The 12183-nt window shown below is 58.4% G+C and carries 8 protein-coding genes, 1 tRNA gene and 1 pseudogene; 6 read left to right on the forward strand and 4 right to left on the reverse strand.

All coding sequences use genetic code 11. The features are described from left to right. Positions 1–31 precede the first annotated feature (31 nt). Together N440_RS16880 and N440_RS16885 are read left to right on the forward strand one after the other, a co-directional pair. Positions 32–124 (forward strand) — tRNA-Ile (locus tag N440_RS16880). Positions 125–251: 127 nt separating this feature from the next. Then, on the forward strand, positions 252–626 hold the full coding sequence (locus N440_RS16885) for a hypothetical protein (protein WP_133935804.1): 375 nt from the start codon (positions 252–254) through the stop codon (positions 624–626). A 438-nt stretch (positions 627–1064) separates the two neighbouring features. On the opposite strand, the gene N440_RS16890 is transcribed toward N440_RS16885, so the two are convergent. From N440_RS16890 to N440_RS16900, 3 genes are all read right to left on the reverse strand, one after another. Then, positions 1065–1592 carry a hypothetical protein gene (locus tag N440_RS16890; protein ID WP_133935805.1) on the reverse strand — a complete coding sequence of 176 codons (528 nt, stop codon included), beginning with the start codon at positions 1590–1592 and terminating at the stop codon, positions 1065–1067. Between the two features lie 1260 nt (positions 1593–2852). Next, positions 2853–4202, reverse strand: a complete 1350-nt coding sequence (locus N440_RS16895; RefSeq protein ID WP_133935806.1) for a hypothetical protein — start codon at positions 4200–4202, stop codon at positions 2853–2855. Between the two features lie 263 nt (positions 4203–4465). Continuing rightward, entirely contained in the window at positions 4466–5638 is a 1173-nt protein-coding gene (locus N440_RS16900) for a tyrosine-type recombinase/integrase (protein ID WP_133935807.1), read from the reverse strand. Between the two features lie 16 nt (positions 5639–5654). Between N440_RS16900 and N440_RS16905 the strand changes: the two are divergent. The 4 genes and pseudogenes from N440_RS16905 to N440_RS16920 form a co-directional block, all read left to right on the forward strand. Continuing rightward, positions 5655–6257 (forward strand): annotated as a pseudogene (locus tag N440_RS16905) (ATP-binding protein); the annotation flags it as partial. Positions 6258–6755: 498 nt separating this feature from the next. After that, a complete protein-coding gene (locus N440_RS16910; protein WP_133935808.1) occupies positions 6756–7811 on the forward strand; it encodes a radical SAM protein in 1056 nt (351 codons plus the stop codon). A 209-nt stretch (positions 7812–8020) separates the two neighbouring features. Further along, entirely contained in the window at positions 8021–8851 is an 831-nt protein-coding gene (locus N440_RS16915) for a hypothetical protein (RefSeq protein WP_133935809.1), read from the forward strand. Positions 8852–8864: 13 nt separating this feature from the next. Then, positions 8865–9380 (forward strand): hypothetical protein, encoded by a 516-nt coding sequence (locus tag N440_RS16920; protein ID WP_133935810.1) that lies wholly within the window; start codon positions 8865–8867, stop codon positions 9378–9380. Positions 9381–9570: 190 nt separating this feature from the next. Here N440_RS16920 and N440_RS16925 read toward each other — a convergent pair whose 3' ends face one another. Further along, on the reverse strand, positions 9571–11889 hold the full coding sequence (locus N440_RS16925; protein WP_133935811.1) for a TonB-dependent receptor: 2319 nt from the start codon (positions 11887–11889) through the stop codon (positions 9571–9573). Between the last annotated feature and the right edge of the window lie 294 nt (positions 11890–12183).

The following is a 12183-nucleotide window of genomic DNA, read 5'->3' on the forward strand; positions in this document are numbered from 1 at the left end:
CACCGAATACGGAGGCATCGTCAGTTGACATGCCCCTGTAGCTCAATGGGTAGAGCAGCGGTTTTATAACCCGTCAGCGCCAGATAAGCGGCTTGTGTCGGTTCGAGCCCGACCAGGGGCACCATGCACCACGCGCCTGTCACCTCGACAGGTCGTGCCCGTCAGCACGAGCGTCTGCCGCTCAATCTGCTTGAACCCGCTGGAGCAAGCCTCTGTGCCTAGCAATAGAAGGCCGACAACACTGGAGCAGGTTGCAGCTGCTCGGCGAACTGAACTCGCCAACCAATGGTCGGTTGCAGCGCAAGTCGAGCAAGCTCTTAGCGACGAGCGAAGCGGCCAAGCGCCATCCGCTATGCGATGGCTTCGTGAAGGAAGACTTCTGGCAGCCTATCTACCTGACTCGGGCGGTAGCTGGCGCTTTCCACCCTGGCAGTTCGGCAGCGATGGCAAGCCAGTCCAATACCTCACGGAGATCCTTGGATCGATTCGAAGCACCGGCCAGTTTCTTGACGCAAAAGGACGAACCACTGGTTGGGCAGAGATTGAATGGTTTCTCTCCGGCCATGCCCTTCTGGATGGGCGATCGCCTGCAGAGCTCCTCTCAACAATGCCCTACCAAGTCTTGAGGGCTGCGCTTGCTGAATTCCAGTCAGAGAACTGACCAGGCATCGGCACAAATGTCCTCAGAATGTTGCTACAGGCTTGCCGAGCGTCATCCTCGCCCCTTCTTCATTCGGAGTCGTTCAACCGTTGACTGCGCAAAGGCGAGCTCCTCACGGGCATCATGCAAGGCCGCTGCCAGCTCACCACACAACGTGGTAAGAATCCCGACCTTCTCAACTTCGCGCTTGAGTCGCTCTCGAAGAAGATCGACCTTCAAGGCCACGTCCCTCTCGCGTTTTTGCGGGTCTGAAAGCTCAGCAATCTTCGCAACCACGCATTGATGGGACCGATAGACGGACTGTCTCGAGATCCCACAGCCTTCTGCAACCGATCTAACTGATGGCTTTCTGCCACCGGCCCTCCAAGCCGCCAGCTGCAGCTCGAACTCGGTCAAAAGACACTCACGGTTCATCACTTCCCCCAATGGTAGAGAGAATCTTCACTGCCTGTTCCAATCTCTCAGCGGCGATCCTCTTGGACTGCGCCGGAGTTCCTCGAAACCTGGCGAATTCTTCCAAATCAGCAACGCGCCGCCTCCACCACTCGGCATGCCGAGGCGTCGCTGCGAAGTTCAAGCAGCTCGCACAGGTAGTTGGAGTTCTATTCGCCTTGTTCGGTCCGTCTTCATTCCCCTCGCACTTCGATCGACCTTGCCGATAGAAGCAGTATCCCCAATCGCAGGGACCCAGAACAACCCCGGCGCCCAGCATTCGAAACACCTCCTTCTGGGTGCTCGCGCGCGACAGTACGGCTTCGATCCTCTGCCTGGTCGCTTCCATCACTTCAGCAGGAATATTCGTATGTACCAAATTAGAGCGCGCAATATCCTCCATGGCCCTGATCACTTCTAAGCTGGATTCTTCGTTCAGCAGCTTGGTCAGCTCTGGGTCGCTGCCGACATAGTACGTATCAGTGATCTGCGCATCCAAGTGGCCGTACTGAAATGCGAGAGTACCGAGACTGGAGCGATCTCGCCTCGCAATGAATCGGGCTAGGAATCTCCGGGTTTTCCGAAAACTCAGGCACTCCAGCGCCGCTCCTCCCTCAGGGCACGAAAGCAGGGCGAACTCTCTCACTCTGCATAGCAACATCGAAGCCCATGCAACCTTAGATGGTGCGCGCGTCCGGCCACTCAGATACGGCTTTCTGCTCACCACTCGCGCCGCCAAGAGCGCCTTAGTGCCGCTACTAGCCCGTCCTTCTGCCCCCAATAGTTCAATTGCCTCCACAGCAGCTTTGACCTCTGGGACCACTATCCAAGTGTGGGCACGCCCACTTTTGGCAAGAGTTCCCTTGATGATCCAACTACCGAACTCATCGTCACCCTCTTTCTCAACACATCCGACACAGAGTCGCTGCAACTCGGACGTTCGCATAACCGAAAGAAGCGCAATCGCGGCGATAGCGGCACCGATCACTGTGCAAATCATCCGCTCTTCGCTCAAACACGCGCGCTCTCCAAGCCTCTTCATGGCCTCAGAGCGAAAGCTCGGCCGATCCCCTACCCACTCTGAGTGCCAATGGCGACGCCCACGTCTGGCAGTCCTTGTGGCCCTGGGTCCGGCAAACTTGCTGACGAGCCTAAGTACCTCCGGTGCATCCTCCTGTATCACCACCAGTGCGTCCCTCAGCACCCTTAGAATCAGATCCTCGCCGAGAGCGTCAGTTCCGGGCTCATTCCCAGCCATCCTAATTCTCTTGCGTGAGCGCTGTGCGACCGCAGAGCTGGCGGCCCGTACCTCGGCAGAACAGCCAGTATGTCCTCTTAGAAAATCCTCCACGTTCGTAGACCGACAGGCCTCCGCACGCGGAGTGATCCGCCTTCCCTTCTGAAATCCCACAACCTTGCGGCCCCAATACTCAATCAGCTCAGAATCAATTTCTTTGGGCGATGCAGCGCCGTGTTCTTTACACCAGACAGCGAAAGACTTGATAGCGTAGAACCGCTCTCTCAACGTCAATGGGTTAGTCGACGCCCGCGGAACCAACCCTAGAAGAGTTTTGGCAAAGTAATCCTTCGCGGAAGACCTCCAAGCGGAGGGCAACTTATGGAAGTCTAAGCAGGCCCTATGATAGGAATCACCAACAACGTACTGACGGAGCTCCCAGCAGCCATCTTCATACCGGACACCAAATTTGGCGAGATCGAAAGCAACCTCCGGGGGCGCAGATCGGATCCTCTTCATAGATCACTCCATACTCAGCTGCGGGATCTTCAGAGCAAGCGGCCTCGCTACTTCAAGCACATTTTTGGGAACCCTTTCCAGCAATGCCAGCAAGACCTGGTGCGTTGCCTCAAAAGCTTCCAGATAGCGTGCTCGGACATCGACTGATTTAGAGGCCTGCTTCTTCATTCGCTCTAGCGAACTCAGTGTTGCGAGCATCCTGGACACATGCTTCGCGCTGTCAATCACCACAATGCTATTGGGGCATGTCGCGCACTGCAGGTACTGGAGACACTCCTTCCCAACAATTGACTGCGGCGCGACCCCCGAAGACGGATCAGAGCACTGCAATCCCGTCACAGTTTCGTAGCGACGCACAGTTGGACGCCTGGCCTCTTCCAGAACCTTGCCAATGAACGTCGCAACTCTTCTTCGAGCTTGTGACGAGGGAGGATGCTGACTCAGGTATCGCTGCTTTGTCCTAGGATGGCTGTGCTGCATCTTCCTCTGTATGGACTCAATTCCAACACCTGATGTACTCAGAGCCTCTGCACCAGACGCGCGAATGTCGACGAAGTTGAAGTCCGGAAGATCATGCTCCTTGATGAATTCGGCCAGCGCGTTGTGCCAACCCTGGACATTGGGAGTCCTCGCCCCCGCCCCGAACGGACTGATGAACAAGCGCGCTGAAAAATCACCAGCAATCGGGCGTAAGACGCGAGTTTTTTGAGTGATATCGTCTACCAGAGCAGGAACTGAGTAACGACCATCTGCACTCACGTCTAGCACCTGCTGCCGTCCGGCCCTGTACTTGTCCCATATGACGCGTCTCTTCAACGGGTCAACCGGATGCGCTTCAACACAGTCCACGGAGATCTCCATTGCCGACTGAGGATTAGCGAGTGTCTGGCACATCAGACAAATGAGATATGGGATGAAATCACGTGCGTCCAAGACGAGGTAGCGACGAACCTCCCTGTACCGGCAGCTGTGCTGAATCAAGCCACTCCTTGTCAGCTGGTGCTTTGCTAGCACTCCTCGCTGCAACCCCTTCTGGATGCCAACCAATGTGACAACGTCACGGCCGGAGAGCTCCTCACATTCACCAGTTCTGATCGCGGTCTCGCCAACCTCTAATCGTCGACGCACACGATCAATGCCCTTCTTACTAGCTGAAAAAATCACAGATAGGTCGCTGACAGACAATCTGATACTGCGCACAGACTTTGCCTCTCGCGTCAATCCGCAAGGACCGGAATCAACATTCATCCACAAAATTGTGTTCGCTGCGTCGTTCAGCGAAAGCCATCTGTAGATCGCTGCAATGAAGTTGTAGTGAGAGATCGCAGTTGACTGGCGAACATTCCGATCCATGGAGCAGAGGAAGTCCTTAATGACTGACTGACGCTTCACTGCCGCATTAGGATCATGCTGAGTTGCCAAGTATCTGCAGTACTTTCTTACCGAGGCCCACGCTTGCCTTCTGCTTACGGATCTGTAGGTCGCCGTCAATGCTTGGAATGACCTTGCTAGATGCGAGGCGACAGCAGGACTGAGACCCAACAAACGAAAATCGTATGACTCCACGTCCCGTCCCGGAATGTCGCTCACAAACCTGATCACTAGGCTCTCATTCTTCATTCAAGGCTCTCCTGCACTTCGATCAGCGCTCGCAGCACTCCGAGGTCCATCGCTTTAACGGTATCCAGGTATAGCTCTGTTGTCGCAGGACTGGAATGACCAAGAATGTGCTGCAGAACTTTGGTCGGATTTATCCCGGCACCACTGACTGCACAACGCTCGAGGGCAGCGTTCATGTGAGCGGCAAAGGTATGACGTGTACAGTGAGGTGACGCGCGTATTCCCGCCAGCATCGCGGCACGTCGAAATGCACTGTAGTAAGAGCTGGAAGTAGCAGGCATTCCCTTCTCATTGACGAAGATCTGATCCGTTTCTATGCGCGTCCTCGACAGAAGCCTCGGCCTAACCGTTTCAATGTAGTCCCAAGTCACACTCATTAGAGCTCTGGTAACAGGGACATCTAGCGGCTTACCTCCCTTTACCGTCAGCCTGACATAGGCAATTTCGTCGACTTCTTCAGGGAGTTGCGCGATAGTTAAATTTGCAACGTTGGTCCGCCTAAGCCCCGTGGCTATGCACCACTTGAACATCAGCGAGTAAGGAAGCTTCAGTCCAACAGCGATGCTCTGAGCATCTTGCGCAGAGAGCGTCTTCGGAACTTTTTTGTAGGCTTTGGCGGCTGCCACTTTCGATGCCGCATGCAGAAACCTATCAATCGGATATCGGTCGATCTCTTCCAAAGGATGATGGAGGCGCCATCTGGTCCAATCGACCAGGAAGGCATAGAAGTCCCTGACAATTGCAGTTCTTAGATTGACTGTAGAGTTTGAGGCAGGACGCCCTCGCCCGATACCCTGTGCCATGGACCTCCTGAAATCACTCAGCGCCACTGGAGGTGGCCTGGTCCAGTCCATACCCCGAGCGTCAAGGTGCTGTAACCAGTCCTTCAATCCTTCGGCATAGGTCTGGAGCGTTCTCCGACGATCCCGAGCACTATCTATCCGGTACTTCTCCAAGAGATAGCAAAAGCAAGCCCAATTTAGCTTCCCCTCACCATCGATGAGCAATGGAAAACCTTCAGGAAGCCTGCTTGTCATGTTGGCCCCCAGTTGGGTACCGGCAGGAAGATACTGACTGAATAGGCTGGGATCACGCACCTTCACTATCAGCAGAAGCATAGGATGATCTCCCGAGTGGAGTCCCTCGGATACAGTGTAGCCGCGTGACATGACACAGGATTACCTAATGCCGGAATGGAACCGCAGCGCACTGGAGACGCTGCGTGAGCCGTTGGAATCCGGGCATATCCGTATCGCGCGCGCGGCGCGTAGCGTGCAGTATCCGGCGCGCTTTCAGCTGGTGGCCGCGATGAACCCCTGCCCGTGTGGCTGGGTCGGTGACCGCAGCAACCGCTGCCTGTGCACGGATGAGCGCATCACCCGCTATCGCGCGCGGGTGTCAGGGCCGCTGCTGGACCGCATCGACCTGCATATCAGCGTGGCCAGGATGGACGCGGTGGAACTGCGCGAGAGTACGCCGCTGGGAGAGCCCAGTGCATCGGTGCGTGAGCGGGTGGAAGCCGCGCATGCCCGGCAACAGGCGCGTGGCGGGCTGAATGCCCATCTGCCACCGGCGGCGCTGCGCGCCTGCACGAAGTTGAGCGAGGCCGATCAGGATGTGCTGGAGCAGGCCATCGAGCGCCTGCAGCTTTCGGCACGGGCGATGCATCGAATCCTGCGGGTAGCGCGCACGATTGCGGATCTGGCGGGTTGTGAAGCGATCCAGACCGCGCATCTTTCTGAAGCGATCGGGTACCGGCAGTTGGATCGGGGGAAGCCCGGGGGTTGAAAGAACTCCCAGCGTCTCACTTGGGATCAAGTGCAAAACATGTCGCTTATGCCCTCCCTTTCTGTCAGGAGCAGGCATGTGGGGCAAGACGAGCGCACCGCCATATGCAGCTCACGCCCCAATTGCATTCCGGCGAAGAGGACCGTTCCAGCGCTTACTGCGCCATACAATCGTAGTCCGCCCGGATTGAACCAATGGGATACGCGGAAGCGGCCATTGGATACTGAGCATCACTCACGCCCCCTGCCATGGAATGCATTGCCGCTACTCGGCATCGCCGTGTGCAATCAGCGGTGCAACAGCCCGCTTACTCTTGATCTCACTCAAAGAGTCGTTTCTTCCGGGCGAACATAGGACTTCTTTGAATCCTTCGGCAATGCGTTGTCATTTTGCAAAATGCCGTGATAGAAAATTCCGTCGCAGCCAGCAGTAGCGACAGAGCGATGGTCTGATCTCGCTCCGAAATAGAACTTCGCATCCTGACAAGGAGGTTTCGACGTGTCGCTGGACCAGCACCTTACTCCTCGAACCATCACTATGATCACGACGTACGGCTGCACCGCAGAATGTCGTCAGTGCTGCTTCGAGTCGAGTCCGCGCATTAAAGGCCGCCTATCTCTGGAAGAGATGAAGCAGTCCATATCCGATGCAAAGCACAGCTTCACCTCACTACTGGTTGCCGTTTTCAGTGGCGGTGAAGCCACTATGCTCAAGGCTGATCTTTCGGCCGCTGTCGCACATGCTACCCAAGAAGGTCTTTCAACCAGAATTGTCAGTAACGGTTCGTGGGGGAGAACGCTCTCCAGTGCGCGCAGGAAGATCGCCGAGCTGGCCGACGCAGGGCTGAAGGAGCTAAACCTCAGCACCGGAAAAGACCATCAGGAGTGGGTTCCTGCCAAGAGCATAATGCATTGCGCTGTTGCTGCTGCGGAGCATGGGCTGTTTTGCTTGATTACGGTCGAAGCGGACGTTGAGGGGAGTCCGCATTTCCGCGCAGTAGTGGAGCAACCCGAGGTTCGGGCATTGGTTCAGGCCAGAAAGCTCTTCATTCAATCCAACTCGTGGATGCCATTTCATGAGACCGACGACGCGAGGGGCGGAACAGTTACTAGGCAGACCCTTCGCAGGGGTTGTAGCCAGATCTTCGACAACATCGTTGTGACGCCCTACGGAGAGGTCTCCGCGTGCTGCGGCCTGACTCTCGAACATATCCCGGAGATGAAATTGGGCAGCATCAACGATGAATCGGCATCAGAGATCTACCGGCGGCAGACGAATGACTTCCTCAAGTACTGGATTCATGTTGATGGTCCATACAAGATCATTGAGAAAATCCTTCCGGAGCAATCCGCCAACGATCTTCTGAAAGACGTGGTCCACATCTGTCAAGCCTGCGTAATCCTTCACAGAAGCACCGAGGTACGCAATCGCCTGCTAGAACTGCACAGGAGCTTCATGCCATCAGTGATGACCCGCTTCTTCCTGGCCAAAGCTGTCAATGACGTGGGCTTTAATCGAATCGCAAGCCAAACCGCTATGGAGGCAATGCAGTGAAGCGTCGTCGTTTCATACAGTCCACACTTGTCGCTGCAACGGTAGCTCCAGCTGCAACAGCCTTGGCAGCATCCAATGTCAGTACACGACTCTACGGCGAGCCAGGAAGCTTGACCGGTGGTGCTCAAGGGGCCGCCCGCTTCATGCTACCCATCTCGAGAGCAGGCGTTCCAGTTGAGGGATGGCTGGAGTACTCAAGGTTCAGCGCCTTGATTGAGGATCTGCTACAGGATCGAGCGGCCAGTACAGCGTTTAATCGCGACCCCGCCGGGTTTCTGAATGCCCGCGGCATGGATGGCTCGGAGCTAGTGAAGGGCGATGCGAACGTTGCGCTGTTGATTGCGATGTCCCAGCCTGAGGTAAAACAGGCGGTCTTGGACAAGGACTACCGGGCGGTTATTTCCTATCTCCAAGCAGCAGGCGCATTCTCTCCTGTGTCCACCGAGGCTCTGGCGCAGAGAGTTGATCAAGTTCTGCAGCACAACCGGGATTCGATTGCCAGCGGCCTCAAGTTGGCTCCCGGCACTAAACTTGATCTTGGAACCTACAAGAAACTGCTTGCAAGTTCGGGCGGCGGCGCGACTCCCCTGGATGCAGCGGCCTTGGCCGCGATTGGAGACAACAACGATGCGTCTCTGATCCTCGGCGCATTCGCCCTCGTCGTTGCCGCCATTGGCGCTGCTGTGGGCGTTCACTCGGCCGTGGTTGCCTTTACCTGGCTGGCAATCGTATCCAGCGTCACCGTGGAGGGCGATGGCGAGGATGATGAGAAGAGTCGCTCTTCCCAAGCATATGGTCACCTATTGCAGAGCTCAGATCCCGGTGCCCAGCAGAATATTGAGGTCGCAAGCCGACTGGCGCAGCTTACCGGCTCATCTCGCGTCTTTGAGCTCACCAGAGATGAGCTAGCCAAAGCGGAGCTCGGTGCGTTCTTTGTAGCGATGAAGGAACATCACCTGCTTGATTACGATGAAGTCGAGCTTCCAGATCTCGTAGAGGCAACGCTAGCCTTCACGGAGAAGTCGATTGGGATGAGCTAGGAGGCCTGAACACATGCAGTGCACCATTCCCGTTACTCTGTTCAATCGCGGCGTGCTCCTACAGGAGCTTGCCCCAGCAATCATCCTCTTCATCTGTGCCATAGGCCTCGCATTCCATGACGGCCTGGCCCCGAGGAAGAAGGCGGCTGCAATTGCCATCCTTTGCATGATCGGCGCCGCAACTTCTGCCTCCACAGCGATGCTGGCGCTACGTTCGAAGATCGTAGTCGAAGGGGATACTTCCACTTTGCAGGCGGGCTTCTGGAAGGCCGAGCTGCCAACGGTCGCGCTGGTGGGTATCGGCGCAACTGAACCGGTGGGTGATTCACTAGGTAAGCGCAGGAACGGCATGAGCTCGCGCGGTGTCAATGTGGGCTGGTTCGAGGATCCGGGCGGGAGGCGTGTCTTCGCCCTGTCCGCTGGACGTAGCCCCGTTCTTCTGCCCATCAGCGGCGACTTCAGCGTGGTGTTGGACCAATCGACAGTTGATGACCTTTTGCAGTGTGATCGCCGCACACCAGCTCGCTAGGTCCGCAGCCGGACCGAGTCCCATGATGCCGCGATCATGAGGAAGTGATTGCCAACCGAGATCAGCCACTGGAGGGACCGGCCCAGATCCTGTTGGAAGCGAAGCCTGGTTGGCGGGTTTTGTCGGCGTCGGCGGTGTTCCGCCGGGCATGGCCCGGCGCTACCGGATTGCAGACATTGTGGGGGTTGCCTCAGAACGCCATCGACGTACTGAACATCAGCTGCCGGGGCGCGCTGCGCTGCAGGGTCTGGTAATCCCCCGAGAACGACGAGCCGGCGATGGTGGCGGTGCCGATGTTGTGGCGGTTGAACAGGTTGCTCACGTCCAGCCGCAGTTCCAGCCCCGGCACGGCGCTGTCCGCACCGAAGCGGTAGGCGGCATAGGCGTTGACCTGCCAGAAGGTCGGCACGCGGATGTCGTTCTCGTAGGTGAAGGGCTGGCGCAGGTACGAGGTGCTGGTGGCACCAAAACGCCAGTCACCGAAGTGCGCGGAAAGATCACTCACCAGCGAAATCTGCGGGTAGCCCGGCTGCGCATTGCCCTTGATCGGGTACACGGTATCGCCCACCACGAAATCACTGTCGTAGTACGAACGGGCCACGGCCACGCCCTGGTAGAACTGCAGGTGGGCGGTCAGGTCGGCGGTGATGCCGAGGTCGGCGCCGATCACGTGCATCTTCGGCATCAGCCGCACGGTGTTGATCTGCGCGAACTGGGTACCGATGGCGGCCGACAGCAGGCGGTTGCGGATGTCGTTGTAGAACACATCGCCGGTAATCGTCAGCCGGTCGAAACGATGCGACGCGCCGACGGTCAGGTTCCAGTTCTTTTCCGGGCGCAGCGTGCCGGCCACGCGGTCGAATTCTTCCTGGTCGGTGATGGTCCACGCCGAGGCGGTGTAGCCGATGTTGCCGCGCTGGGCCACGCGGTAGCCGTTCATGGTGTTGGCCAGATCGATGAAGGCATCGGTGGATTCGGTCGGGCTCCAGAACAGCGAGACATGCGGCAGGAAGTTGCTCTTCGCGCGCAGCGTGCCGTTCACCGGCCGGTCCTTGGCATCACCCAGGCCGCCACCGCTGGTGCGGAAGTCCACGGCCTTGAAGCCGACACCCAGCTTCAGCGTGTCGTTCAACACGATGTCGTCCTGCAGGTAGAACTGGCGCGAGCGGGTCACCCAGCTCGATGCGTTGTCGGTCTTGAACGCCGGGCCATACACATCGAACGGACCGGTGGCCTTCAGTGGCGGGCCCTCGCCCAGCAGCGGCTGCTGGTACCACTCGGTCTTGGCCGCGGCCTTGCTCTTCTCCTGCCAGATGCCGGCCGTGAAGGTATGCGCGCCGGTCTCGAACTGCAGGTTGAGCATGCCACCCAGCCGGTTCACGCGCGGCGTCTGCACCTGTTCGGAGAACGGTGCACCGTTCGGCGATGGCACGGTCGGGTCGGTGAGCGTGGCCTGGGTGTGGCTGTTGGCGTTGTACAGCTGCACGTTGCCGCTCAGCGCCGGGCTGATCTGGAAGCGATGGTTGATCGAGGACACGCGATCACGGGTGGTCTGGCCGGTGTCGTACGGGATCAGTTCGGACAGCTCACCGCAGGTGTAGGCACCGCAGGATTTGTCCGCGTTTTCCGGCGAGGCCACGTACCAGGCCCACGCGTAGTCCGGATAGAAGATATCGGCCTTCCAGCCCAGCTTGCGGATCATGTCGAAGGAGATGTTGTTGTAGCCCCAGACCTTGGCCTTGCTGTCGGACAGGAACACGGTGAAGTCACCCCAGGCCACGTCCTGCTGCAGCTTCAGATCGCCGCGCAGGAAGTTCTGGGTGCCCTCGCCCTGGTATTTGTCGGCGGACACGCGCTGCAGGTCGACCAGTACTTTCGGGCCGTGCTCGCCGAGCTGGCCGCTCTGCCCGGACACGGTGGTGACCCGCGTGCTGTTGCTGCCCACGCCCTGCTTCACACGCAGGCTGGGCGTGTCCTGCAGCTCGCGCAGGCGGTATTCCAGGCTGCCACCGTTGACGCTGCTGGAGAACACGCTGACCGGCGCACCACCGGGGCTGACCGTGATCGCGCCGATGCCATCGGGCACGCCCACATTCACCACGCTGGTGCCGGTGAGCGAGAGGAAGCCGTTGTCGTTCAGCGGCACGCCCTCGAAGGTGATGCCCATCTCATTCATGCGGAAGCCGCGCACGAACAGGCTGGTGGCCGAGATATCCAGGCCCAGGCCGTCGGTGGCGGTGTAGCTGGCGCCGGGTACCTGCTTGAGCATGGCCAGGCCGTTGTTGCCGGTGACCATCGCGTCGAGGTCTTCGGCCTTGATGATGTAGCGGTTGGGGCCGACCACCTGGGTCGGCGCGACGGCGGCGCCACGCGGCGTGGCGATCACCTGCAGGGCGTTCAAGGTGGTGGGCGTGTCGTGCGCGGTGTCGGCCGATTCGGCGGCGTAGGCGGGTGTGGCGATGACGGTGATGATGGCCAGGGCGAGGCGCGTCGTGGGTGGAGTGTTCATGGGCAGATCCAGGTGCAGGGAGAGAGCGGCGCAGGCGCACGCCCAGCGCGTTGCAGCACCGGTGTGTCGGCGCCCTGGCTGGCGATGCGATTGCGTTGAGGAAAGACGGCGCAGCGCGCGCCGGTCAGCAGATGAAAGCGATCATCTGCCGTGGGATTCGGTGGGGTGATTTCGACGTGCGAAATTCTTGCATCGCACTGCCGCATCCGCCATTGCGCCGTGGTACAGCGCCGATGGCGGTGGGGATGGGTGGGTTATACGTGGGTATAGGTCCGGCGTGGTGGAGGCCGACCT

Source organism: Stenotrophomonas sp. CC22-02 (genome assembly GCF_004365115.1).
In the GTDB taxonomy this organism is placed as follows: domain Bacteria; phylum Pseudomonadota; class Gammaproteobacteria; order Xanthomonadales; family Xanthomonadaceae; genus Stenotrophomonas; species Stenotrophomonas forensis.

What these genes read in the sequence shown, in the direction of transcription:
- N440_RS16900 (WP_133935807.1), bottom strand. Translation starts at nt 5,638, where the DNA reads ATGTCACGCGGCTACACTGTATCCGAGGGACTCCACTCGGGAGATCAT.
- N440_RS16925 (WP_133935811.1), bottom strand. Translation starts at nt 11,889, where the DNA reads ATGAACACTCCACCCACGACGCGCCTCGCCCTGGCCATCATCACCGTC.
- N440_RS16920 (WP_133935810.1), top strand. Translation starts at nt 8,865, where the DNA reads ATGCAGTGCACCATTCCCGTTACTCTGTTCAATCGCGGCGTGCTCCTA.
- N440_RS16895 (WP_133935806.1), bottom strand. Translation starts at nt 4,202, where the DNA reads ATGGATCGGAATGTTCGCCAGTCAACTGCGATCTCTCACTACAACTTC.